The organism is Roseinatronobacter monicus (assembly GCF_006716865.1).
Taxonomy (GTDB): domain Bacteria; phylum Pseudomonadota; class Alphaproteobacteria; order Rhodobacterales; family Rhodobacteraceae; genus Roseinatronobacter; species Roseinatronobacter monicus.
In genome coordinates this window covers 1,574,981-1,600,166 of the sequence record NZ_VFPT01000001.1, presented here as the reverse complement: position 1 = coordinate 1,600,166, position 25,186 = coordinate 1,574,981, and the positions used below count along the sequence as shown (strand labels likewise).

At 60.5% G+C, this 25,186-nt stretch carries 22 protein-coding genes; 16 read left to right on the top strand and 6 right to left on the bottom strand.

Annotated features, from left to right (window positions below; genetic code table 11):
• Nucleotides 1-233 precede the first annotated feature (233 nt).
• The 5 genes from BD293_RS07555 (at nucleotide 234) to BD293_RS07535 (ending at nucleotide 6,359) form a co-directional block, all read left to right on the top strand.
• Nucleotides 234-809 carry an ANTAR domain-containing response regulator gene (locus BD293_RS07555; RefSeq protein WP_142080575.1) on the top strand — a complete coding sequence of 192 codons (576 nt, stop codon included), beginning with the start codon at nucleotides 234-236 and terminating at the stop codon, nucleotides 807-809.
• Nucleotides 806-1,975 carry a CmpA/NrtA family ABC transporter substrate-binding protein gene (locus BD293_RS07550; RefSeq protein WP_142080574.1) on the top strand — a complete coding sequence of 390 codons (1,170 nt, stop codon included), beginning with the start codon at nucleotides 806-808 and terminating at the stop codon, nucleotides 1,973-1,975. Before BD293_RS07555 ends, BD293_RS07550 begins: the two co-directional genes overlap by 4 nt.
• 255 nt (nucleotides 1,976-2,230) lie before the next feature.
• Complete coding sequence (locus BD293_RS07545; RefSeq protein ID WP_142080573.1) at nucleotides 2,231-3,595, top strand: CmpA/NrtA family ABC transporter substrate-binding protein; 1,365 nt, start codon at nucleotides 2,231-2,233, stop codon at nucleotides 3,593-3,595.
• A gap of 26 nt (nucleotides 3,596-3,621) precedes the next feature.
• The gene (locus BD293_RS07540; RefSeq protein ID WP_142080572.1) at nucleotides 3,622-4,692 is read left to right on the top strand and encodes an ABC transporter permease; all 1,071 of its coding nucleotides are present in this window, start codon (nucleotides 3,622-3,624) and stop codon (nucleotides 4,690-4,692) included.
• Between the two features lie 5 nt (nucleotides 4,693-4,697).
• Nucleotides 4,698-6,359: an ABC transporter ATP-binding protein gene (locus BD293_RS07535; protein WP_211841001.1), complete on the top strand. Its 1,662-nt coding sequence runs from the start codon at nucleotides 4,698-4,700 to the stop codon at nucleotides 6,357-6,359.
• A 4-nt stretch (nucleotides 6,360-6,363) separates the two neighbouring features.
• Here BD293_RS07535 and BD293_RS07530 read toward each other — a convergent pair whose 3' ends face one another.
• Together BD293_RS07530 and BD293_RS07525 are read right to left on the bottom strand one after the other, a co-directional pair.
• Nucleotides 6,364-6,624 carry a hypothetical protein gene (locus tag BD293_RS07530; protein ID WP_142080570.1) on the bottom strand — a complete coding sequence of 87 codons (261 nt, stop codon included), beginning with the start codon at nucleotides 6,622-6,624 and terminating at the stop codon, nucleotides 6,364-6,366.
• On the bottom strand, nucleotides 6,611-6,895 hold the full coding sequence (locus BD293_RS07525; protein ID WP_142080569.1) for a BrnT family toxin: 285 nt from the start codon (nucleotides 6,893-6,895) through the stop codon (nucleotides 6,611-6,613). Before BD293_RS07525 ends, BD293_RS07530 begins: the two co-directional genes overlap by 14 nt.
• A gap of 196 nt (nucleotides 6,896-7,091) precedes the next feature.
• On the opposite strand from BD293_RS07525, the gene nirB reads away from it, so the two are divergent.
• From nirB to cysG, 5 genes are read left to right on the top strand one after another with little or no spacing between them, the layout of a single operon-like run.
• Nucleotides 7,092-9,533 (top strand): nitrite reductase large subunit NirB, encoded by a 2,442-nt coding sequence (nirB, locus tag BD293_RS07520; RefSeq protein WP_142080568.1) that lies wholly within the window; start codon nucleotides 7,092-7,094, stop codon nucleotides 9,531-9,533.
• A complete protein-coding gene (nirD, locus tag BD293_RS07515; protein WP_142080567.1) occupies nucleotides 9,530-9,862 on the top strand; it encodes a nitrite reductase small subunit NirD in 333 nt (110 codons plus the stop codon). Before nirB ends, nirD begins: the two co-directional genes overlap by 4 nt.
• Nucleotides 9,859-12,459, top strand: coding sequence for a nitrate reductase (locus BD293_RS07510; RefSeq protein WP_142080566.1), 2,601 nt, complete (start codon nucleotides 9,859-9,861; stop codon nucleotides 12,457-12,459). Before nirD ends, BD293_RS07510 begins: the two co-directional genes overlap by 4 nt.
• Entirely contained in the window at nucleotides 12,456-13,448 is a 993-nt protein-coding gene (locus BD293_RS07505) for a glycosyl transferase family protein (RefSeq protein WP_142080565.1), read from the top strand. Before BD293_RS07510 ends, BD293_RS07505 begins: the two co-directional genes overlap by 4 nt.
• On the top strand, nucleotides 13,445-14,818 hold the full coding sequence (cysG, locus tag BD293_RS07500) for a siroheme synthase CysG (protein WP_142080564.1): 1,374 nt from the start codon (nucleotides 13,445-13,447) through the stop codon (nucleotides 14,816-14,818). Before BD293_RS07505 ends, cysG begins: the two co-directional genes overlap by 4 nt.
• 21 nt (nucleotides 14,819-14,839) lie before the next feature.
• Here cysG and mltG read toward each other — a convergent pair whose 3' ends face one another.
• The 4 genes from mltG to fabG form a co-directional block, all read right to left on the bottom strand.
• Nucleotides 14,840-16,006: an endolytic transglycosylase MltG gene (mltG, locus tag BD293_RS07495; protein ID WP_142080563.1), complete on the bottom strand. Its 1,167-nt coding sequence runs from the start codon at nucleotides 16,004-16,006 to the stop codon at nucleotides 14,840-14,842.
• A complete protein-coding gene (gene fabF, locus BD293_RS07490; protein ID WP_142080562.1) occupies nucleotides 16,003-17,268 on the bottom strand; it encodes a beta-ketoacyl-ACP synthase II in 1,266 nt (421 codons plus the stop codon). Before fabF ends, mltG begins: the two co-directional genes overlap by 4 nt.
• A gap of 242 nt (nucleotides 17,269-17,510) precedes the next feature.
• Nucleotides 17,511-17,744 carry an acyl carrier protein gene (locus BD293_RS07485; protein ID WP_142080561.1) on the bottom strand — a complete coding sequence of 78 codons (234 nt, stop codon included), beginning with the start codon at nucleotides 17,742-17,744 and terminating at the stop codon, nucleotides 17,511-17,513.
• A gap of 182 nt (nucleotides 17,745-17,926) precedes the next feature.
• Complete coding sequence (gene fabG, locus BD293_RS07480; RefSeq protein ID WP_142080560.1) at nucleotides 17,927-18,664, bottom strand: 3-oxoacyl-[acyl-carrier-protein] reductase; 738 nt, start codon at nucleotides 18,662-18,664, stop codon at nucleotides 17,927-17,929.
• Between the two features lie 165 nt (nucleotides 18,665-18,829).
• Between fabG and BD293_RS07475 the strand changes: the two genes are divergently transcribed.
• From BD293_RS07475 to BD293_RS07450, 6 genes are all read left to right on the top strand, one after another.
• Nucleotides 18,830-20,056 carry a glycerate kinase type-2 family protein gene (locus tag BD293_RS07475; protein WP_142080559.1) on the top strand — a complete coding sequence of 409 codons (1,227 nt, stop codon included), beginning with the start codon at nucleotides 18,830-18,832 and terminating at the stop codon, nucleotides 20,054-20,056.
• Between the two features lie 40 nt (nucleotides 20,057-20,096).
• Complete coding sequence (gene guaA / locus BD293_RS07470; RefSeq protein WP_142080558.1) at nucleotides 20,097-21,656, top strand: glutamine-hydrolyzing GMP synthase; 1,560 nt, start codon at nucleotides 20,097-20,099, stop codon at nucleotides 21,654-21,656.
• A gap of 192 nt (nucleotides 21,657-21,848) precedes the next feature.
• Complete coding sequence (locus tag BD293_RS07465; protein ID WP_142080557.1) at nucleotides 21,849-23,030, top strand: ABC transporter substrate-binding protein; 1,182 nt, start codon at nucleotides 21,849-21,851, stop codon at nucleotides 23,028-23,030.
• Nucleotides 23,031-23,143: 113 nt separating this feature from the next.
• A complete protein-coding gene (locus BD293_RS07460) occupies nucleotides 23,144-23,935 on the top strand; it encodes an ABC transporter ATP-binding protein (RefSeq protein WP_142084409.1) in 792 nt (263 codons plus the stop codon).
• Nucleotides 23,928-24,470: a hypothetical protein gene (locus BD293_RS07455; protein WP_142080556.1), complete on the top strand. Its 543-nt coding sequence runs from the start codon at nucleotides 23,928-23,930 to the stop codon at nucleotides 24,468-24,470. The genes BD293_RS07460 and BD293_RS07455 overlap by 8 nt, the downstream gene beginning before the upstream one ends.
• A 3-nt stretch (nucleotides 24,471-24,473) precedes the next feature.
• Entirely contained in the window at nucleotides 24,474-25,184 is a 711-nt protein-coding gene (locus tag BD293_RS07450; protein ID WP_142080555.1) for an ABC transporter ATP-binding protein, read from the top strand.
• The last annotated feature ends 2 nt before the right edge of the window (nucleotides 25,185-25,186 follow it).

The window sequence follows — 25,186 nt, the reverse complement described above, 5'->3', positions numbered from 1 at the left end:
GACCCCTGCCTCGGCCCCATCACGATTCAGGGCTGAACAGTATTTTTCAAGCCCCGGCGCTGTTTTGGTGCCGGGGCATTGCTTTGCGCATCTGCTGATATTGTCGGCGAATTTTCGTCGAAAGCGTATTTTTCGGGCAACAACGGCTTGGCGGTGTTCGTATTTCAATCGGGTGTCTTGTCCTGCCTGTGCGTTCATGTGCTGGAGGTCTGGCACTGGGCATAAAGTCGAGCATGAAACTTCACATCGTCATTGTAGAACCTGATGTAACCCGCGCGCGGCTGGTGATTGATAGTCTTCAGCCCTTGGGCCATCAGGTGACAGTTATCAGCGAAGCATCGGGGCTTGCGCGGCGTGTATGCGATATTGCGCCCGATATTGTGTTGATCGACATGTCCAATCCTTCACGCGATATATTGGAAGAAATGGCGCTGGCCTCTGGCCCGATGGAGCGGCCCGTCGCCTTTTTCGTGGACCGCACAGATCGTGATCTGACCTTGCAAGCAATCGAGGCGGGCGTTTCGGCCTATGTCGTCGATGGCTTGCAGCCAGAGCGTGTTGCGACTGTCATGGATGCCGCAATCGCACGGTTCCAGATGTTTCGCCGCATGAGAACAGAATTGGAAACCACGCGCCGCGCACTGGAAGAACGCAAGCTGATCGACCGCGCCAAGGGAATTTTGATGAAAGCGCGCGGCCTGAATGAAGAAGAAGCCTATGCGCTTTTGCGTAAGGCTGCCATGGATCAGGGCCGCAAGGTCGCCGAAGTGGCCAGCGCCTTAGTCACGGCTGCGGGGCTTTTGTCATGAACCTGACGACATTCCGTATCGGCTTTGTCCCGCTTCTGGATATGGCCCCGATTGCCATTGCGCATGAGATGGGATTTGCCGCCGCCGAGGGGCTGGCACTTGAGCTGCACCGCGCGCCGTCATGGTCCAGCCTGCGCGACATGTTGCTCTGGGGGCAGGTCGATGCCGCGCAGATGCTGGCCCCGGTGCCCGTGGCAATGGCGCTTGGCCTTGGTGGTGCAGTGGCGCGGCTGGATATATTGCAGGTCATGTCCATCAATGGCGATGTCATTGGAGTTGCGCAAATTCTGGCTGACAAGCTGCGCGTGCACGGGCATGACTTTGCCTTTACCGATGCGCGTGGCGCGGCTGACGCGCTGGCAAAGGCAGTCGATGGCCCATTGCGCATTGGCGTGCCCTTTCCGTTTTCAACCCATGTCGAGTTGGTCACATACTGGCTGCGCGACACAGGGCTTACATTTGAACTATGCACCATCCCGCCCCCCCGCATGGCCGACGCGCTGGCCGCGGGCGAAATCGACGCGTTTTGTGTGGGCGAGCCGTGGGGCTCTGTCGCCGTGGAATTGGGCGCGGGCACGCTGCTTTTGCCCAGCCGCGCCATCTGGGCGGTGGCCCCCGAAAAGGTTTTGGCCGCGCGCCATGACTGGGTGCGTGACAATTCTGCGCTGACAGGTCAGATCATGCGCGCGATCTGGCGCGCCGCCAAATGGCTGAGCGTGCCGGGAAACCGCCTGATTGCGTCGGAAATCTTGGCGCGCGCGGAATATGTAAACGCATCAGTCGAGGTGCTGGACCGTGCCTTGCGCGGTGAGATGATCATTTCCCCGCAAGGTGAAATTCGGCAAGTGCCCGACATGATCCGATTCTATGACGGCGCGGCCACCTTTCCATGGCGGTCGCAAGCGGCATGGTTCGCCACGCAAATGGCTGCACGCCACGGGCTTGACCCCGATACAAGTTTGCGCGCGGCAAAGGAAATTTGCCGCACCGATTTATATCGCCAGAATTTGCGCATGGCGGGTGCCGATCTGCCCGGCGCATCCGAGAAACTAGAGGGCAGCCTGCACCATCCGACAGCTGTCGCGTCAGAGCGGGGACAGATGATTCTGGCGCCGGATGCTTTCTTTGATGGTCAGGTTTTCGACGCCAGCGGCAAATCCTGCTGATTTTTTCAGCAAAAGATTGCTGCACCTGCGAAAAGCCGAATTCTTTACAATTTCATGTTGTTTTCGCGCTGATGCATAGGTGAGAGTGATATTTGACCGAGACGACAACGGTGTCGATTCGTAAAATCGGGGTTCAATGATGAACCCCAATGGGCACAGCCGCCTGACCAGATTGCGCTTGTTTTGCGCGATACCGGTCGGCGGCTTTTTTCGTTTCGGCCCCCTTGATCGGGGCCACAGCCAGAGGACATCCCTATGATCCGCAAGCTTCTTGCCTCTACATCCATTCTCGCAACACTGGGCGCGACCGCCCTGCATGCAGACACGTTCCCCGAAGTGGAAGACCTGACACTGGGCTTTATCAAGCTGACCGACATGGCCCCGCTCGCCATCGCATATGAGCGCGGATATTTCGAAGATGAGGGGCTGTTCGTCACACTCGAAGCGCAGGCCAACTGGAAAGTGCTGCTCGACGGTGTGATCGACGGCAATCTGCATGGCGCGCATATGCTGGCAGGCCAGCCCTTGGCCGCAACCATCGGCTTCGGGACCGAGGCGCATATTGTCACGCCCTTCGTGATGGACCTCAACGGCAATGCGACAACCGTCTCCAATGAAGTGTGGGACATGATGCGCCCTGCGATCCCGTCAGACGCGGATGGCAAACCGGTCCACCCGATTTCCGCGAGAGCCCTGCGCCCCGCGATTGAGGCGTTTGCCGATCAGGGCCGCCCGTTCAACATGGGCATGGTCTTTCCTGTCTCGACCCATAATTTCGAGCTGCGCTACTGGCTTGCCGCAGGCGGTATTCACCCCGGTTTCTACAGTACTGACAACATCAGCGGTCAGATTGGTGCAGAGGCGCAACTCTCCGTCACCCCGCCGCCGCAAATGCCCGCAACCCTCGAGGCAGGCACAATATCAGGCTATAGCGTGGGCGAGCCGTGGAACCAGCAAGCGGTCGCTATGGGGATTGGTGTGCCCGTCATCACTGATCTGGATATCTTTCCCATGCGCGCCGAAAAGGTGCTGGGGCTGCGCGCAGATTTCGTTGAGGAAAACCCCAACACAGTGCGCGCGCTGACCCGCGCCCTGATCCGCGCGACGATCTGGCTGGATGCCGATGACAACGCCAACCGCGAAGAGGCAGTGCAAATCATCAGCCGCCCGAACTATGTTGGTGCCGACCCGGATGTGCTGCGCAACTCCATGACCGGTACATTCGAGTACGAGCAAGGTGATATCCGCTCGGTCCCTGATTTCAACGTCTTCTCGCGCTATTACGCAAACTTTCCCTTCACCTCCGATGCGGTGTGGTATCTGACGCAAATGCGCCGCTGGGGCCAGATTTCTGATGCGCAGACCGATGACTGGTATGCCGAAATTGCCCAAAGCGTGTTCCTGTCCGACCTGTTCATGGACGCCGCCCAATCACTGGTCGATGACGGCCTCGCCCCGTCCGAAATGTTCCCCTTTGGCAGTGATGGCTACCGCGATGCCGTCGATCACGCCATCGACGGCGTGCCTTTCGATGGCCGCACCCCCAACGCTTATATCGACAGCCTGCCAATTGGCCTGAAGGGCGAGCAAGTTGTCGTGGGGACAGAGGTGCAGGGCTAAGGCCCTGTAAGAAAGGAGTGCATGACATGACTGCAATCGACCCCACCCAAATTCAGGCCGCGCGCCGCGCAAAACTGTTCACCCGCATCAACAAACTGGATGGCTGGTTCAAGGTTCTGGGCCTGTCCTTCATGACCCCGCTGTTGCGCGCCGCCGCAGGCGACAACCCCAAGGCACAAGGTAAGGAGTTATGGCAGTTGCTGGGGGTGCCGCTGCTGGCAATTCTTGGCTTTCTGCTGCTCTGGGGCAATCTGGCACCGCGTGTTGTCACCTCGCTTGGGGCTATTCCCGGTCCTGTGCAGGTGTGGGAACAGGTCGGTGTGCTGCATGCCGACCATGTGGCCGAGCGCGAACGCGAAACGGCTTTCATGGAACGTCAGGACGCGAGAAATGCCGAATTCATCGCTGCCGGTCAGGAAGATCGCGTGCGCGAGCGGCCCTATACCGGCTCGCCCACCTATTACGACCAGATCTGGACCTCGGTGAAAACCGTGTTCTTCGGCTTTCTGATTGCGACGGTCGTTGCCGTGCCGCTGGGCATCGCGGCGGGTCTATCGCCCACCACGAATGCTGCGCTGAACCCGTTGATCCAGATATTCAAACCTGTCAGTCCGCTGGCATGGCTGCCCATCGTGACGATGGTTGTGTCGGCGGTGTATGTCACGCAGGACGGCATGTTCTCGCGCGCCTTTCTGACCTCTGCGATCACTGTGACACTGTGCTCGCTCTGGCCGACGCTGATCAACACGGCGCTGGGCGTGGCCAGCATCGACCGCGACCTGATCTCGGTCAGCCGCGTGCTCAAGCTGAATACATGGACCAAGATCACCCGGCTGGTGCTGCCCTCTGCCCTGCCCCTTATCTTTACCGGGTTGCGGCTGTCGCTTGGTGTTGGCTGGATGGTATTGATCGCGGCGGAAATGCTGGCGCAGAACCCCGGCCTTGGTAAATTCGTCTGGGACCAGTTCCAGAACGGGTCATCCAACAGCCTCGCGCTGATCATGGTGGCGGTTTTCACCATCGGGATCATCGGCTTCCTGCTGGACCGGCTGATGTATGCGCTGCAATCGCTTTTCACATATTCCAATAACCGGTGAGCATCATGGCCATTCTCGAATTCAAGAACGTCTGCAAGGGGTTCGGCTCTGGGCTTGATCGCAAGGAGGTGCTGAAAAACATCTCGCTTACGGTTGAGGAAGGGGAATTTCCGGCGATCCTCGGATTTTCCGGCACAGGCAAGACCACGCTGATCAACCAGATCGCGGGGCTTGACCAGCCCGATAGCGGCGCGGTGTTGTTCAAGGGCGCACCCATCACCGGGCCGGGGCCAGAGCGCGGGCTGGTGTTCCAGTCCTATTCGCTGATGCCATGGCTGACGGTCGCGGGCAATGTTGCCCTCGCGGTGGATGCAGTGCACAGGTCTGCCAGCCGCGCCGAGCGCGGCGCGATGGTGGATAAATTCGTTGGCATGGTCGGGCTGTCCCATGCCAAGGGGCGACGTCCTGCGGAATTGTCGGGGGGAATGCGCCAGCGTGTCTCTGTGGCCCGCGCTCTTGCCATGAACCCGCAGGTGCTGTTGCTGGATGAACCACTCTCCGCTCTTGACGCGCTGACCCGCGCCAATCTGCAAGACGAGATCACGGAAATCTGGCAGGCCGACCAAAAAACCGTCGTCCTGATCACCAATGACGTGGACGAGGCGCTGCTGCTTGCTGACCGGATCATCCCGCTGAACCCCGATGGCACACTGGGCGCGGCCTTCAAGGTGGGTATCCCCCGCCCCCGCGCGCGCACCGCCATGAACAATGACCTGAATTTCAAGAAACTGCGAGCCGACATTACCAAATACCTGATGGATGTGGGCATCGCCGCCAAAGTCGCGGAAACACGCAAACTGCCACAGGTCACGCCAATCCACGGCGCCCCAAAAGCCTATGCGCAGGCCGCAAAAAGCGGGATCGACGAGAAGTATCTGGAATTCTCGCAACTCTCCAAAGTGTACCCGACCGCCGAGGGGCCACTGACTGTGGTGGACCGCTTTGATTTGAAGATGAAGAAGGGCGAATTTATCAGCCTGATCGGGCATTCGGGGTGCGGCAAATCCACAGTGTTGACAATGGCTGCGGGCCTCAATGACATTTCGGGCGGCGCGATCAAGCTGGACGGGATGGAAGTGCGCGATGCGAACCCCGAACGCGCGGTTGTGTTTCAATCCCCAAGCCTGTTTCCATGGCTGACCGCCAAAGAGAATGTCGCCATCGGCGTGGACCGTGTCTACCCGCGCGCCAGCCGTGCCGAACGGCAGGATGTTGTCGAGTATTATCTGGAGCGTGTGGGTCTGGGCGAGTCTATGGACCGGCAGGCGTCAGAGCTGTCGAATGGCATGAAGCAGCGTGTGGGCATTGCCCGCGCCTTCGCTCTTAGCCCCAAACTGCTGCTTCTGGATGAACCCTTCGGGATGCTCGACAGCCTGACGCGCTGGGAATTGCAGGAAGTGCTGATGGAAGTATGGTCGCGCACCAAGGTGACGGCGATTTGCGTCACCCATGACGTGGATGAAGCGATCCTGCTGGCCGACCGCGTGGTCATGATGACCAATGGCCCGCGCGCCCGCATTGGCAAGATTGTCGATGTGAACCTGCCCCGCCCGCGCACCCGCAAAGCCCTGCTGGAACACCCCGATTACTACAACTACCGCGCAGAAGTTCTGCAATTCCTAGAGGATTATGAACACGGCGCGGATAAGAAGAAGGATGCCGCGTGATGGTTTATTCCGCAACAACCCCTGCAACAGACAGGAAAGCACGCTTCACGCGCGCATCAAACCCCGGCTTGTTCGGCTCAAAAGGCGTCAGCATATCTTTGGTTATACCCGCCGCCTCTGCGGCGCGGAAGATGCGCTTGCGCCGGATCAAGAATTGCGACGCGGCCAATGGGTCGCCAAAATCCGCCACGTCAATCGCCCAAGCGCTTTCATACGCGGCCCATTCGGGTGACAACGCATCGGGCGTATCATCAGGGTCTGGCACGTTTCTTGGCATATCTCTGACACTCGCGCGTGTTGGCTCGTCTCAGAGATATAATACGCAACCTGTCATTACGCAAAACATAAACAAGAATGGGCAATCGTCCGTCAAGCATGCCACGGGCAACGAAACGCTCTTCGGAATAGTCCTGACGGTCATCAAGAAAAACCTGCGCGCTCTGCCAGTCGAAACGGGACGCATCGGAAAAATGCAGACCGCGCTCAGCAAGATTTTGCGCGGCTTTGGCCTCGTCCCATTCAAACTGCCAAGTCATATGTTTGCTTCCGATACTACATCTAGTGGCGCAATCTACCATGAGCGCAAGTCGCCGAGCAAATTGTATATGCCTGTGGGTGGGCTGTGGATAAACAACATCTTGCGCCAAGCTGAATCCCGGATGCGAAATGTGGTATCGGTCGAGGTGCTGTCGAATCTGAAATACGGCCATCTGATTAGGACGGAGGCGACAAATGCGTAAAAGACTCGTAATCATCGGCGCAGGCATGGCCTCTGGGCGCGTCATTGAGCATCTGCTGGCGCAAGACCCGGACGGCTGGGATATCACGCTATTCAACGCAGAGCCGCGCGGCAACTATAACCGCATCATGCTGTCGCCGGTTCTGTCTGGTGAAAAGACCTATCAGGACATCGTCACCCATGATGACGACTTCTACACGCAGCACAACATCACCTGCCGCTTTGGCGAGGCTGTGGTGCGCATCGACCGTGTAAAGAAGGTCGTTTACTCGAACGAGGGCGGCGCACCTTATGACAAGCTGCTCATCGCCACAGGCTCTGCGCCCTTCATCATCCCGGTGCCGGGCCATGAGTTGCCCGGTGTGATCACCTACCGCGACATGGCCGACACACAGGCCATGATCGACGCCTCTGCCAAGCCCGGTGCGAAGGCTGTGGTTATTGGCGGTGGTCTGCTGGGGCTGGAAGCGGCGGCAGGCCTGAAAGCGCGCGGCATGGAGGTGGCAGTTATTCACCTGATGGGCTATCTGATGGAGCGCCAGCTGGACCCCGCCGCAGGCTACCTGCTGCAAAAGGATCTGGAGGCGCGCGGCATCACCGTGCATTGCAAGGGCGCCACCAAGGCCATTCTGGGCACGGACAGGGTTGAGGCGGTGTTGCTGGACGATGGCACCGTTTACGGTGCGGATCAGGTCTGCATGGCCGTGGGTATTCGACCCGAAACCCGCATCGCCACGGACGCCGCCTTGGAAATCGGGCGCGGGATTACTGTGAATGACCAGATGGTCACATCCGACCCCGATATTCTGGCAGTCGGCGAATGTGTGGAGCATAACGCGCAGCTTTTCGGGCTGGTCGCCCCCTTTTATGATCAGGCGAAAGTCGTTGCTGCGACCCTGCTGGGCAACGACGCCGCCTTCCAGCCTGTCCAGACCGCAACCAAGCTGAAGGTCACAGGCGTGGACCTGTTCAGCGCAGGCGATTTCGCCGATTCTGAAGGGCGCGAAGATATCGTGTTCCGCGACCCTGCGCGCGGCGTCTACAAGCGGCTGGTGATCGAGGAGGACCGCCTGATCGGCGCGGTTATGTATGGCGATACCGCTGACGGGTCATGGTTCTTTGGCCTGATCAAGGATGGCACGAATATCTCGGATATGCGCGACACCCTGATCTTTGGCCCCGCCTATCAGGGGGGTACCCAAGCGGACCCTTTGGCAGCCGTTGCAGCCTTGCCGCTTGATGCGGAAATCTGTGGCTGTAACGGCATTTGCAAAGGCACCATCGTTTCCGCGATCGAAGGGGGGGCTGCATCCCTTGCAGATATCAAGGCACAGACCAAGGCCAGCGCGTCTTGTGGCACCTGCACAGGGCTGGTGGAACAGGTTCTTGCCAGCACGCTTGGCGATGCGTTCAAGATGCCTGCCGCACAACCCATGTGCGGCTGCACCGAGCTGACGCATGAAGATGTGCCCCGCCTGATCAAGGCGCGCGAGTTGAAATCCATGCCGGCTGTCATGCAGGAACTGGGCTGGAAAACATCTTGCGGCTGCCATGTCTGCCGCCCTGCGCTGAATTTCTACCTGCTGGCCGATTGGCCGGAAGATTACACCGATGATGCGCAAAGCCGCTTTGTGAATGAACGCAACCACGCCAATATCCAGAAAGACGGCACCTATTCGGTGGTCCCGCGCATGTGGGGTGGCATGACCAACCCGCGCGAATTGCGCGCGATTGCGGATGCCGCCGACAAATACGACATTCCGGCGGTCAAGGTTACAGGTGGGCAGCGCATCGACCTGCTGGGCGTGCAAAAGGAACACCTGCCCCATATCTGGGCCGATCTGAACGCGGCAGGGCTGGTCTCTGGCCACGCCTATTCCAAGGGGCTGCGCACAGTGAAAACCTGTGTCGGCACAGATTTCTGCCGCTTCGGCACGCAGGACAGCACAGGTCTGGGCATCAAGCTGGAAAAACGCCTTTGGGGGTCATGGACCCCGCACAAGGTCAAGCTGGCCGTGTCGGGCTGTCCGCGCAACTGTGCGGAATCCACCTGCAAGGATGTGGGGATCATCTGTGTCGATTCAGGCTATGAGATTGGCGTGGGCGGGGCGGCGGGGATGGATCTGAAGGAAACCGAACGTCTGGCCAAGGTCGCCACGGAACAAGAGGCGATCGACCTGACCGTGGCTTTCGTCCAGCTTTACCGCGAACACGCCAAATATCTGGACCGGCCTTACAAATGGCTGGCCAAGGTTGGGCTGGAATGGGTGCAGGCGCAGGTGGTCGAGGATCTGGACAACCGCGCGGCCCTGATCAAACGCTTCGATCTGTCGCAAACCATCTACCAGCGCGACCCATGGGCGGACCGCGCGACCCCACAGGCACAGGCCGATTTCGCGCCGCTTGCCGATCTGACACGGGAGGCGGCGGAATGAGCTGGCTAGATATCGGCGCATTGAACGACATCCCCCAGCGCGGGGCGCGCCTCGTCAAAACCGTGCATGGCTGCGTGGCGGTGTTCCGCACGGGCGATGATCAGGTCTTTGCCATTGACGACCGCTGCCCGCACAAGGGCGGGCCGTTGTCCGAAGGGATCGTGCACGGCCATTCTGTGACCTGCCCGCTGCATAACTGGGTATTTTCACTGGAAACCGGCATGGCGCAGGGCGCAGATGAGGGGGCGGTTGCGACATACCCCGCGCGGGTCGAGGGCGGGCGCATTCTGCTGGACGCCAAGCGCCTGATCCGGGGGGCAGCAGCATGAGCGGGGTCCGCACCACCTGCCCCTATTGCGGCGTGGGCTGCGGGGTTCTGGTCACACCGGACGGCGCGGGCAATGCAAGCGTCAAGGGCGACCCCGACCATCCGGCGAATTACGGGCGGCTGTGTTCCAAGGGCACGGCTTTGGGCGAAACGCTGGGCCTTGAAGACCGCATCCTGACGCCAGTGATTGGCGCAAGCGCGGCAAGCTGGGACGCAGCACTTGATCTGGTGGCGGACCGCTTTGCCACAGCCATCCGCGAGCACGGGCCGGATAGCGTGGCGTTCTACCTCTCCGGCCAGATGCTGACCGAGGATTATTACGCCGCCAACAAGCTGATCAAAGGCTATATCGGCACGGCCAATGTGGACACCAATTCGCGGCTGTGCATGGCGTCCAGTGTCGCGGGGCACAAGCGCGCATTCGGCGCGGACACTGTGCCCGGCGCCTATGAAGATCTGGATCAGGCCGATCTGGTTGTGCTGGTGGGCAGCAACCTGGCATGGTGCCATCCGGTGCTTTATCAGCGGCTGGTTGCTGCGAAAAAGGCGCGTGGCACGAAGGTTGTGGTGGTAGACCCGCGCCGCACCGCAACCTGTGACATTGCAGACCTGCATCTTGCGCTGGCCTCCGGCTCTGACGCAGCACTCTTCAACGCCGCCCTTGTGGCGCTGGCGGACCGGGACGCTGTGGATGAAACTTACGTCGCGCGCCATGTCACCGGGTTTGACGCGGCACTTGCCAGCGCCCGTGCCTCTGACCCCGCCATGACCGGGCTGCCTGTGAGTGATCTGGCCATGTTCCTTGACTGGTTCACCACCACCGAACGTGTCGTGACCGTCTATTCCCAAGGGATCAACCAGTCCTCCAGCGGCACCGACAAGGTGAACGCGATCCTGAATTGCCACCTTGCCAGCGGGCGCATTGGCCGCCCCGGCATGGGGCCGTTTTCTGTCACCGGCCAGCCCAACGCGATGGGTGGGCGCGAAGTGGGCGGCTTGGCCAATATGCTGGCGTGCCATCTGGAGCTTGAGAACCCCGCCCACCGCGACGCAGTGCAAGGGTTCTGGAACAGCCCCGCCATGCCCGACAAACCCGGCCTGAAAGCAGTCGAGTTGTTTGACGCTGTGGCCCAAGGCCAGATCAAGGCGTTGTGGGTCATCCACACCAACCCTGCCGTGTCGATGCCCGATGCCGATGCGGTGGCGCGCGCCATCAAGGGCTGCGATTTCGTGGTGGTCAGCGATGTGACCCAGACCGACACCACACGGCTGGCCGATGTGATCCTGCCTGCAACCGCATGGGGCGAAAAATCCGGCACTGTCACCAATTCCGACCGCACCATCAGCCGCCAGCGCCCGTTTTTGCCCGCGCCCGGCCAGGCCCGTGACGACTGGCGCATGATCGCGGATGTGGCCGCGCGCATGGGCTGGTGCGATGCGTTCGGTTGGTCAAATGCGGGCGATGTGTTTGCCGAATACGCGGCACTTTCCGGCATTGCAGGTGATCTGGGGCGCGATTTCGACATATCAGGGCTGGTACAGGCCGATTATGACGCCCTGCCCCCAACCCGCTGGCCGGTCAGCGCACAAAGGCAGGGCGGGCGCTTCTTCGCGCAAGGTGGTTTCTTCACCCCCGATCAACGCGCCCGTATGCTGCCCATCACCCCGCGCCTGCCTGTGGCCAAGACAGCGCCGCACTATCCGTTTCGCCTGAACACGGGCCGTGTGCGCGACCAGTGGCACACGATGACGCGCACAGCCCTTTCGCCGCGTCTGAACCAGCATATTGCCGAGCCGTTTTTGGAAATCCACCCGGACGACGCCGCCACCCTTGGTCTTGCACCCGCAACGCTGGCGCGCGTCACCAGCCCGCAAGGCGCGGCGATCCTGCGTGTGGCCATCACGGACCGTGTGCAGCGCGGGCAGGTCTTTGCCCCCATGCACTGGACCGGCGAAACGGCCCCTACTGGCCGCGTCGATGCGCTGGTGGCCGCTGTGACCGCCCCCTTTTCGGGCCAACCCGAAAGCAAAGCCTCGGTCGTGGCACTCACGGCTTTAAGCCCTGCATGGTATGGCTTTGCCGTATCAGTAGGGCCACAGACGCCCGACGCAGCTTATTGGGCACGCGCCCGCCATGCGGGCGGCTGGCGCAGTGAACTGGCGGGAACGGACGTGCCAGACGACTGGGAAGCCTATTCCCGCGCGCTGTTCAACCTGCCAGATGCCACCTGCTTGAGTGTCGAGGACCGCGTGCGTGGCACCCACCGCCTTGCCCTGATGGAGGGCGGGCGCACCTTGGCCGCGCTATTCGCCGCGCCCGACCCCGTGCAGCTTGCGCGCGGGCATCTGGCAGCACAGGTCGGGCAAGCGGGCGCGGCCCTTCTGGCCGGACGCCCCGGAGCAGGTATGGTCGATCCCGGCCCCACGATCTGCGCGTGCCTGAATGTTGGGCTGAATACGATCACAGCGGCGATCGCCGCGCAAAATCTGATCTCGGTCGAGGATATCGGTACAGCACTTCAGGCTGGCACAAGCTGCGGGTCTTGCCGCCCCGAACTGGCCGCCCTGCTGGCCGGACGGCTGGAGGCGGCGGAATGACCCTCGCCCCCTATATCCACGCGATGGGGCGCGGGCCGGGGCGCGCGCGTAATCTGGGCATAGCCGAGGCCGAGGATGCCATGCGCCTGATCCTGTCGGGCAAGGCCGACCCCCACGCGATTGGCGCGCTGTTGATGCTGATGCGCTACCGGGGCGAAACTCCAGCCGAAATCGCCGGTTTCGCGCAGGCGATGCGAGCAACCCTGCCCGCCCTGCCGCAGACCGATCTGGACTGGCCCAGCTACGCGGCGGGCCGCACGCGCGGTCTGCCATGGTTCCTGCTTTCGGCGCGTCTGGTGGCGCAAAGCGGCGCGCGCGTGCTTTTGCATGGCTGGAACTCGCACCAGTCCGACGGCGCGGATCTGCGCTCTGCGCTGGCCCATGCCGGGATCACGCAGGCGACAACCCTTGAGGATGCCGCGCGCCTGCTGGACCGCGACGGCATCACCTATCTGCCGCTGGAATGCTTTGCCCCCCGCGTGCTGGACCTGCTGCGCCTGCGCGCGGTTTTCGGCCTGCGGTCCTGCGTCAACACTGTCTGCCGCATGCTCAACCCCGCCCGCGCCCCCGCCGCTGTGCAAGGCGTGTTCCACCCGCCTTACCGCCCGTTGCAACAGGCGGCAGGCGAAATCCTCGGGCAAAAGGGGCTGTGCATCCTGAAAGGCGGCGGCGGCGAGTTTGAACGCAATCCCACCAAGGACGTGACCCTGTTCCGCCTGCAAGACGGTACGCCCTTGGAAACCGTGCTGCCCCCACTTCTGCCAGACGCGCGCAAGCTGGCCCATGCCAGCTATGCCCCCGATGCGCTGCATGCCCTGTGGCGCGGCACGCTTCAGGACGACTTCGCGCAATCCATCGTCACCGGCACAGCGGCGGCGGCGCTCATCGCGCTTGGCAGCACGCCAAAAGATGCTGCCACGCAGGCCAGCGTCCTTTGGGCCGCGCGACTCAACTATTCCCAAGCCACCGCAAGGAGCCTCGCACCATGAAAACCTTTCCAATGTTTCTGCAAATGGCCGGTCGGCATGTTGTCATTGTGGGCGGTGGTGAACAGGCCGCGCAAAAGGCGCGGCTGATGCTGAAAACCGAAGCGCGGCTGGTACTGCTTGCCCCCGAACTAGACCCCGAACTGGCCGCTTTGGTGGCCGAACGGCGCGCCGAGCAGGTCAAAACCCTTTCAATTGAGGTGTTCAAAGATGCGGCGCTGGTTTTCGTGGCAACAGGCTGCGTCGGGCTTGATTATGCGGTTCATGCGCTGGCAAAGGACGCGGGCGCACTGGTCAATGTCGTGGACAGGCCCGCGCTGTGCGATGCCGTGACCCCATCTATCGTGGATCGTGATCCGGTCGTGGTGGCCATTTCCACCGAAGGTACTGCCCCCGTCTTGGCCCGCCAGATCCGCGCCAAGATGGAAACCTTGCTAGAGCCGGGATTGGGCGGATTGGCGGAACTTGCGGGGCGTCTGCGCCCCGAAGTGGCCCGCTGCATCCCCCAGCGCGAGCGGCGCTTTTTCTGGGATTGGGTGTTCAGCGGTCCGCCGCGTGCTGCGATGGCACGCGGTGCCACGCGAGAGGCGGCAGCATTGGTCAAGGCCACGCTTGCCAATGGCAGTGCACGCACTGCGCAAGGCTCTATCGCGCTGGTGGGCGCAGGGCCAGGGGCTGCCGATCTGCTGACATTGCGCGCCCTGCGTCTGCTGCAAGATGCAGATATCATCTATTATGACCGGCTGGTGGACCCTGCTGTTCTGGAACTGGCGCGGCGCGATGCCGAGCGGGTGTTTGTCGGCAAGGAAGTTGGCGCATGTTCCTGGCCGCAGGACCGTATCAACGCGGTTATCGTGGCGGCGGCCAAGCAGGGGCAAAAGGTTGTGCGTCTGAAATCGGGCGATCCGGGTGTATTTGGCCGCCTGACTGAAGAACTGGATGCGGCACATAGTGCCGGTATCCCTATCGAGATTGTGCCCGGTGTTACCGCCGCCAGTGCGGCCAGTGCCAGCCTTGGCCGCGCGCTGACCGAACGCGGGGCAACGGACCGGCTGATGCTGGCGACAGCAACCTGCAAGCCGGGCGATCCAGACCCCGACTGGTGCGCGATGCTGCAACCGGGCACAACTCTGGCGATCTATATGGGGGTTAAGAAAGCGTCTTGCCTGACCCAAAGCCTGCAAAAGGCAGGGGTTCCAATGGGGCTGGAGGTTGAGATTGTCAGCAATGCCTCGACCGCGCGCGAAATGCAGGCGCGGTGCAGGCTGGGCCACCTGCCCGACGTGCTGACGCGCGAGAATATCACAAACCCTGCCATTATCTTCATCAGATGGCCAAAGCAGGCGGTAGCACGCGCGCAGACCGCTGCCTAAGAAACGCCCCGCGCGCGCGGCTTAGTCTTCGGCCTGCTGGCGTTCGCGCATCTCTGCCTCAATCTCGCGCCAGCGCGCCACGGCGCGGTTATGGTCCGCCAGATTGGTCGTAAAGGTGTGGCCCCCTGTCCCATCGGCCACGAAGTACAGATAGGGCGTATCATCAGGGTTGAGCGCTGCCGCAATTGCCGCGCGGCCCGGATTGGCAATCGGCGTGGGCGGCATTCCGTCTATGCGATAGGTGTTATAAGGTGTCGTTGCGTCCAGTTCAGAGCGCCGCAGCCCCCTGCCCAAAGTGCCTTGCCCTTGCGTAATGCCGTAAATCACGGTCGGGTCCGTTTGCAGCCGCATAGGTATGCCCAAGCGGTTAACGAAAACAGAGGCCACCTGCCGCCGTTCATCGGCCTGCCCGGTTTCCTTCTCGACAATGGACGCCATAATCAGCGCTTCTTCCGGGCTGTCATAGGGCAGACCGTCCACACGGTTTTCCCACAGATTGGCCAATATGCTTTCCTGCCGCGCCTCCATCTCGGCCAGCAATGCCTGCCGGTCAGCACCGCGCTGCACCGAATAGCTGTCGGGGGCCAGCCAGCCCTCGCGCGGCACATCTCCGGGTTCTCCGTCCAGGAACTCGGCCAGACGCAGCCCTTCCCAGATCTGCCAGCTTGTCGCCCCTTCAGCCACCGTGATCCGATACTGGATATCGGCTTGTTCGGCAAAGCTGGCGTAGTCTTCAGGCGGTTCTTCATCGCTGGAAAACTGCACCATCACTTGGAAATTCTGCGTCGCGGGGTCCAGTTCGCGGACCAATGTTTCGATCCGTGTCACACCAATACGGTAGTGGATTTCAGACCCGCAGGTTGATGCGCCGCCGCGTGTCAGCAAGTCCATGATCTCATCCATCGAGCTGCGCTCGGGGATCAGGTAAGAGCCAAAGCGCAGATTGCCTGCGCGCTCGGTATATTGCGCGCCGATGCGGAACACTTGCGCAGATGCAATCGCGTCTTGTTGCGCCAGCCCGGAAGAGACGGCGCGCAAAGTAGACCCAGGTGCGACGCGAAAGCAGATCGCCTGCTCCAGCGGCCCTTCGGCATAGAAATTGCGCTTGCCTGAAGAAATGACAATCGCAAGCCCGATCAACCCCACGATCAGAAGGGTCAGGAAATTGGCAAACAAATGACGGATCATCCTGCGTTAACTTTCCCCAGAATCAAGCTGGCGTTGGTGCCCCCGAAGCCGAAGCTGTTTGACAGTGCAATGTCAATCTTGCGCTGGCGGGCGGCGTTCGGGGCAAGATCGATGGGTGTCTGAACTGCGGGTGTGTCAAGGTTCAGCGTTGGCGGCGCGATCTGGTCGCGGATAGCAAGAATGCTGAAAATCGCCTCAACCGCGCCTGCGGCGCCCAGCAAATGCCCGATGGCCGATTTCGTCGAGGACATGGTGGCCTTGTCAGCCCCTTCGCCCAGCAAGCGCTCGACCGCTGCCAACTCGATGACATCTGCCATGGTCGATGTGCCATGTGCGTTGATGTAGTCAATCTGCGCGGGTTCCAACCCCGCGCGTGCCACGGCCGCTTTCATGGACCGCAGCGCACCGTCGCCGTCTTCGGCGGGGGCTGTGATGTGATAGGCGTCGCCCGACATGCCGTATCCCAGCACCTCGGCATAAATCTTTGCGCCGCGCGCTTTCGCGTGTTCGTACTCTTCCAGCACCACGACGCCTGCGCCCTCGCCCATGACAAAGCCGTCACGATCCGCGTCATAGGGGCGCGAGGCCGATTTTGGATTATCAGCGCGTTTGGTAGACACCGCCTTGCAGGCGTTGAAGCCCGCAATGCCAATCTCGGAAATGGGGCTTTCTGCGCCGCCCGCGACCATCACATCGGCGTCGCCCCACTGGATCAGGCGGGCGGCGTCGCCAATGGCATGTGCGCCGGTCGAACAGGCAGTGACCACCGCGTGGTTCGGCCCCTTGAACCCATAGCGGATGCTGACTTGACCAGAGACGAGATTGATCAATGCGCTGGGAATGAAGAACGGCGACACGCGGCGCGGTCCCCGTTCCTTTAGCAGCACTGCCGTATCGGCAATGGCCGAAAGTCCGCCAATACCAGACCCGATCATGACCCCGGTGCGGCAGCGGCTGTCTTCGTCCTGCGGCATCCAGCCGGAATCGCGCACGGCCTGTATTGCGGCGGCCATCCCATAGAGGATGAACTCGTCTACCTTGCGCGCCTCTTTCGGCTCCATCCAGTCATCAGGGTTGAAGGTGCCGTTTGACCCGTCACCGCGCGGCACTTCGCACGCATAGGTTGTGGCCAAGTGGCTGGCGTCAAACCGTGTAATGGGTCCGGCACCGGATTGGCCCGCAAGAAGGTGTGCCCACGTCTCTTCAACGCCGCATGCCAGCGGGGTGACCATCCCAAGCCCTGTGACGACGACTCTGCGCATGCGCCCTATCTCCATATTCTCTAGTTAATTCTATCGATCTGATACTGGTATTTTGTTCGCAGGGGAAGGCACTTGCCACAAATCGCGGCAACGCTCCGCTCACACATCGATAAAAAACTTTCGTTTGGCCCGGCGCATTGCCGTCAGCCATGCACGGATCACGGGTGCGCTCCGATCCATATCCAACACGCAAAAACGCCACCCTTTCGGATGGCGTTTTCACATATGGACCAAATCTTGTATCAGGCCGCTTCGGAGATGAACTTTACAGCATCGCCAAACGTCTGGATGTTCTCGGCGGCGTCATCTGGGATCTCGATCCCGAATTCTTCTTCAAACGCCATGACCAGCTCGACCGTATCAAGGCTGTCGGCGCCCAGATCATCAATGAAGGACGCGCCTTCGGTGATCTTGCCTTCGTCAACGCCCAAATGCTCGACAACGATCTTTTTCACACGATCCGAGATATCGCTCATGTTCTTCCCCTTAGGTTTTGCCGGTCTCCGGCCTGAAAATTCCCTCGTTCGTCGCGCTGTGCGATGTCACGTTGCGCGCCCAATAGGGCCAATGCTGCGGTAGGTCAAGTGCCGCCGCGAAGCATCCGCTCGCAAAGGCTATAGCACATGGCGCGCAAGCCTCAAACGGATTCGCACAGCGCTCAGATCATCGCCATGCCGCCATTGATATGCAGCACGGCGCCCGTCACATAAGCGGCCTCTTGACTGGCCAGATACAGAACGCCCGCAGCAATATCGCCTGCGCTGCCCATACGCCCCGCAGGAATACGCGTATTGATCGCGGCTTTCTGTTCCTCGCTCAGGGCATCGGTCATTGGGGTTGCGATAAACCCCGGTGCCACGCAATTCACCGTAATCCCGCGAGAGGCAACTTCTTGCGCAAGCGCCTTTGACATGCCCACCAGCCCCGCTTTCGCAGCCACATAATTCGCCTGCCCCGGATTGCCCGTCGCCCCCACAACAGAAGACACGTTGATGATCCGGCCCCAGCGCGCCTTCATCATTCCGCGCAAAGCCCCGCGCATCAGCCGCATAGAGGCCGTCAGGTTCACATCCAGAACACTGCTCCACTGCTCGTCTGTCATGCGCATCAGCAGATTGTCGCGGGTGATGCCCGCATTGTTGACCAGAATATCCAGCCCCCCCATCGCCGCTGTCGCCGCTTTGGGCAGCGCTTCGATGGCCTCGGGGTCGGACAGGTTGCAGGGCAGCACATGGGCGCGTGTACCCAGTTCTTCCGCAAGGGCTTGCAAGGGCGCTTCGCGTGTGCCCGACAAACCGACCGTCGCGCCTGCCGCATGCAGGGCGCGCGCAATCTCTGCGCCAATGCCGCCAGAGGCACCGGTCACAAGGGCGCATTTTCCAGTCAGATCAAACATGATGTGTCCTTATCGTATAAAATTGGGCCATTCAGCCCGGTTTCGGGGCCGTCTATATCAAGACCGCGCGCCGCATGCCATTGCGAATGCAGGATGGGGCCTTGTCAGGGGTCACTGCCGCGCGGCATAGATAAACCCCCGACCATTGCAGGGAAAGGTTGCACTATGGTGCTAAGCCCCGAAGAGATGACCGACCTGTTTCGCGCAGGAATTGCTGCCGCCGACCCACGGGACGCGGTCTTGCACAGCCTTGCGCACGACCCATTTCACGTGCCTGCGACTGGCAAGCTGTTCCTTCTGGGTCTGGGCAAAGCCGCCTGCACCATGACCGAAGCGGCCCTGTCGCACCTTCAGCCTGCTGCGGCGTTGGTGGTGACAAATTACGAGAATGCGCGCGACGTGTCCGGCGCAACTGTTATGCCTGCCGGTCATCCCGTCCCCGATGAAAACGGCCTTCGCGCCGCTTGCGCGCTGGAGGCGCTGCTTGCGCAGGCCACTGAAATGGACCGGGTGCTGGTGCTTGTGTCGGGCGGTGGCTCTGCCTTGCTGCCGGCCCCTGTGGAGGGGTTAAGCCTGTCTGACAAGGCAGAAGTCAGCCGCCTGCTGCTGGGCGCAGGTCTGGACATCGTGCAGATGAACGCAGTGCGGCAGTATCTTTCGCGGCTGAAAGGGGGTGGGCTGTTGCGGCAAGCGGCCCCTGCCCCTGTAACCGCGCTGATCCTGTCTGATGTGATTGGCGATGATTTGCGGGCCATCGCCTCTGGCCCCACTGTCGCACCGATCATGCAGCGCGCGGAGGTGATTGATATGCTGCGCGCGCAGGGCTTGTGGGACAAGTTGCCGCAAGCGACCCGTACCTCCCTGGAGCGCGCGCAGGACACCCCCACCCTGCCCAAAGCGGAAAACCGGCTTATCGGGTCGAATCGGTTGTCGCTGGATGCGATGGCACAGGCGGCCCCGCAGGCGTATATCGCCTCGGATGCGCTTGTCGGTGATGTGGCCGAAGCGGCAGAGCGCGTTGTTACCATTGCACAAGGCAAGGGGCCGCAACTGGCGCTGTTTGGCGGCGAAACCACAGTGATCTTGCGCGGAGATGGACGCGGCGGGCGCAATCAGGAGCTTGCGTTGCGCGTGGCAATGGCCTTGCAGGGTAAGCCGCATTGGCGGTTTCTGTCCGGGGGCACCGATGGGCGCGACGGCCCGACCGACGCGGCAGGGGCGATTGTTGACGGCGGCACCATTGACCGCATTCGGGCGGCTGGCGGTGACCCTGACAGATTGCTGGCCAATAATGACAGCTACCGCGCCTTGGAACTGGCGGGCGATCTGTTGATCACCGGTGCCACAGGCACGAATGTCGCTGATCTGCAAATCTTGTCGCTTGGCGCGTGAGCCCTTGATAGCGCCCGCCCTTTGGCATAAGCGAGCGCGCATGACACAGCATGATTTCTGCCTCATCATCGACTTTGGCTCTCAGGTAACGCAGTTGATTGCGCGTCGCCTGCGCGAATCAAATGTTTATTGCGAAATTCACCCGTTCCAGAACGTGGATGACACCTTTCTGAAGGCGCGCAAGCCCAAGGCGGTTATCCTGTCGGGCGGCCCCGGCTCGGTCCCGCAAGCCGGAAGCCCGCGCGCCCCGCAATACCTGTTTGAAATGGGCGTGCCGCTGTTTGGCATCTGCTATGGTCAACAGGTGATGATGGACCAACTTGGGGGGCGTGTTGAATCCGGCCACCATGCGGAATTTGGCCGCGCCTATGTGGAACCCACCACCGGCCACAAGAATGACGGCATTTTCGCGGCCTTGTTCGAGGCCGGGCGCGAACAGGTCTGGATGAGCCATGGCGACCGCGTCACTGCCCTTGCGCCGGGCTTTGAGGTCATCGGCACCTCGGCCAATGCACCCTTCGCCATGATCGCGGATGAAGCGCGCCGTTTCTACGCGGTGCAGTTCCACCCCGAGGTGCACCACACCCCGCATGGGGCACGTATGCTGGGCAATTTCCTGAAACTTGCAGGTTTTACCGGCGACTGGACAATGGGCGCGTACCGCGAGGAAGCGATTGCCAAGATCCGAGCGCAAGTGGGCGACAAACGTGTCATCTGCGGCCTGTCCGGTGGGGTTGACAGCTCGGTCGCGGCGGTTCTGATTCATGAAGCAATCGGCGATCAGCTGACTTGCGTGTTCGTGGATCATGGGCTTTTGCGGCTGAACGAAGCGGACGAAGTCGTGACCATGTTCCGCGACAACTACAATATCCCTCTGATTCATGCGGACGAATCCGATCTGTTTCTGGGAAAGCTTGAGGGTGTTTCCGATCCAGAAACAAAGCGTAAGATTATCGGCGGATTGTTCATTGATGTGTTCCAGAAATACGCCAATGAGATTGAGGGCGCAGAATTTTTAGCCCAAGGCACGCTGTACCCTGACGTAATCGAATCGGTCAGCTTTTCGGGCGGTCCGTCTGTCACAATCAAAAGCCACCATAATGTCGGCGGCCTGCCGGAAAAAATGGGTCTGAAACTGGTCGAGCCGCTGCGCGAGTTGTTCAAGGACGAAGTGCGCGCGCTGGGCCGCGAATTGGGCCTGCCTGCCGGTTTCATTGGCCGCCACCCCTTCCCCGGCCCCGGCCTTGCGATCCGCTGCCCCGGTGAGATTACGCGCGAAAAGCTGGAAATTCTGCGCAAGGCAGATGCGGTCTATATCGACCAGATTCGCCGTCATGGCTTGTATGACGAAATCTGGCAGGCGTTCGCGGCGATTTTGCCCATGCGGACTGTCGGTGTCATGGGGGATGGGCGGACTTATGACTTCGCGCTGGCCTTGCGCGCTGTCACCTCTGTTGATGGCATGACCGCTGATTATTACCCCTTCACGCATGATTTCCTGGGCGAGACTTCGACGCGCATCATCAACGAAGTGCGCGGTATAAATCGCGTGTTTTACGATTGCACATCCAAACCCCCCGGAACAATCGAGTTGGAGTGACCACGACTTCGGCACCACGGCGCAGTTCAGCGGCAGAAAATAAATCGCGTTGCAATCTGACGTAACAGAGTTCCGAAAAATCTTCCCCTTGTGAAAACACCATGCTAGGCATTTGGATAAGGCGGTCAAAACCGCCGGATCTGCGTGGGTCACATGCAGGTCAGTCGACAACAAATCTATGGGAGATTTCTAATGAAAAAGCTTCTTCTTGCCAGCACTGCTCTGGCATTCTCGTCGGGCATGGCGCTGGCCGATGAGGTCAAGATGGGCGTTTTGCTGGGCTTCACTGGCCCGATTGAATCAATCACACCATACATGGCCGATGGGGCCGAAATGGCGTGGAATGAAATCAATGAAAGCGGTCTGTTCCTTGGCGGTCATACGATCTCGTCGGTGCGCGCGGATTCGACCTGTGTTGACTCGTCGGCAGCACAAGCGGCGGCAGAGCGCATGATTTCCTCGGACGGTGTTGTTGCGATCATGGGCGCGGATTGCTCGGGCGTGACAATGGCTGTTTTGCAAAACGTGGCCATGTCCGCAGGCGTTCCAATGATCTCGCCTTCGGCGACCTCACCTGCATTTACCACAACAGAATCGAACGGCCTGTTTTTCCGCACATCGCCATCTGATGCGCGTCAGGGCGAAATTCTGGCCGGTATCGTGATGGAGCGCGGTTTCTCGGAAGTTGCTCTGACCTACACAAACAATGACTACGGTTCGGGTTTTGCCAATGCGTTCGAGGAATCCTTCCTTGAAATGGGCGGCACGATCACATCAAAAGTGGCGCATGAAGAAGCGCGCGGCGACTATTCTGCCGAAGTGGGGCAGCTTGCCTCCGCCGGTGGCGATGCGCTGGTGATTCTGGGCTATGTTGATGGCGGCGGCTCTATGCTGCGCACAGCGTATGAGTTAGGCGCGTTCGAGAGCTTCTTCATCGGTGACGGCATGTATGGCGATGAAATGATCTCGGCTGTTGGTGAGGCGCTTGAAGGCACCATCGGCACGATCCCATGGGCTGAGGGCGAAGGTGCGGATACATTCCACGCCATGGCCGAAGAAGCAGGCGTTCAGGGCCAGTCCAGCTATACCCGCGAAAGCTATGACGCTGCCGCACTTCTGGCACTGGCGGCACAGGCCGCTGGCGAAGCAACCCCTGAAGGGATTGCCGCGAACATCCTGAACGTGGCGAATGCGCCGGGTGAAGAAATCCTGCCGGGTGATCTGGCACGCGCTTTGCAAATTCTGGCAGATGGCGGTGAGGTCAACTACATGGGCGCCACCAATGTCGAGTTGGTCGGTCCGGGTGAGGCCGCTGGCAGCTACCGTGAGTATGTCGTCGAAGGCGGCGAATATGTAACGGTTCGGTTCCACTGAACCTGAAAACGGGTCCGAAGCAGGATCTGCGGCCCGAGGGGGAAGTTCCTCGGGCCGTTTTCAAACGAATACCAAAAAAGGCGTCCCGCAATGGGGAGTAGATAACAATGGCGATGATCCGGGTCGAGAATTTGCACAAGCATTTCGGTGGCTTTCATGCGGTAGACGGTGCAACGCTTGAGGTCGAGAAAGGCTCGATCACAGGGTTGATTGGCCCCAATGGCGCAGGCAAAACGACGCTGTTCAATGTGATCGCGGGTGTGCTGCCGCCCACATCAGGCCAAGTGCTGATGGAAGGCGAAGATATCACCGGCCTGCACCCGCATGCGTTGTTTTCCAAAGGCTTGTTGCGGACATTTCAGGTCGCACATGAATTTCACACCATGACGGTGCGCGAAAACCTGATGATGGTTCCGCCGGGCCAATCCGGCGAAGATCTGTGGTCTGCATGGTTTCACCCAACCCGTGTGCGCGAGGAAGAACACCGGATTCGTGCGCGGGCCAATGAAGTTATGGAATTCCTGACCATTGACCACATTGCCGATGAAAAGGCGGGGCAGATTTCCGGCGGTCAGAAAAAACTGCTGGAACTGGGCCGCACGATGATGACCGATGCCAAAATCGTCTTTCTGGACGAAGTCGGCGCAGGTGTGAACCGCACATTGCTCAACACGATTGCAGACGCCATTTTGCGGCTGAACAAGGAACAGGGCTATACTTTCGTCGTGATCGAACACGACATGGATTTCATCGGGCGCATCTGTGACCCAGTAATCTGCATGGCCGAAGGCAAGGTTCTGGCGCAAGGCACGCTGGACGAAATCAAGGCCAATGAGCAAGTGATCGAGGCCTATCTGGGCACAGGGCTGAAGAACAAGGTCTTGAAGGAGGAGGGGCATGTATAGATCAATCGCCTCGGCCCCCATGCTGGCGGCGGGGCTCAGCCTGCTTGTGCTTGCTTCGCCCGCCGCATTTGCCGCAGCGCCCTGTCACCCGTTGCCCAACGGATTTGAATTCTGCGCGGCGGGGTCGGATTGGGAAGATGCCGAGAGTTTCGCTTTTGACGACGCGGTTGTGCTGGAAAGCGATATGCTCTGGCTGGAAATCATGCCCCTGCCCGAAGAGTTTGCGGGCCAGTCGCTAGACGCCATGTTGGACAGCATCGCAACCGAAGCGGCGCAGGATGCCGCGTCTGAAGGGGTTCCTGCCCCCGACATGCTGGGCCGCGATCAGTTCCAGACCGCCACTCTGAACGCCGTCACGATGACAATGACCGAATCTGACGACGGGTTTGAGTATGTCGTCGTCATGGCTGTTGCAGAATCCAATGACCGCCACCTTGTTCTGGCGCTGGATGGTGACGAAACCATCAGTGCCCCCGAAATGGAAGAAAACATGCGCAATATCGCGGAACTGATCCGCCCAACGGAAGAGGGCTAGGTCATGGCAGAGCCGTTTCTGATAGGCGAAAACATGACCGGTGGTTATGGGGGGGCCGATATTCTGCATGATTGCACGATTGCTGTCGAAAAAGGTCAGATCGCTGTCATCGTCGGCCCGAACGGTGCGGGCAAGTCCACGGCCATGAAAGCTGTGTTTGGAATGCTGAAGCTGCGCCAAGGCAGCGTCCGGTTGCAGGGCGAGGATATTACCGCCCTCACCCCGCAAGCCCGCGTGAACAAGGGCATGGGTTTTGTTCCGCAAACCAGCAATATTTTTCCCTCGATGACCGTGGAGGAGAATCTTGAAATGGGGGCATTCATCCGCCGTGACGAGATCAGGACCACGATGGAACAAGTTTATGAGTTGTTTCCCATCCTGCGCGACAAACGGCGTCAGGCGGCAGGCGAATTGTCCGGCGGGCAGCGCCAGCAAGTTGCCGTTGGCCGCGCGCTGATGACCAAACCCTCTGTCCTGATGCTGGATGAACCCACCGCAGGCGTCAGCCCTATTGTGATGGACGAATTGTTTGACCGCATCATCGAGATTGCGCGCACGGGTATTTCCATCCTGATGGTGGAACAGAATGCGCGTCAGGCCCTGAACATTGCCGACAAAGGCTATGTCATGGTGCAGGGCGAAAACCGATACACCGACACCGGGCAGGCCCTGCTGGCCGATCCCGATGTGCGCAAAAGCTTTCTGGGGGGCTAAGG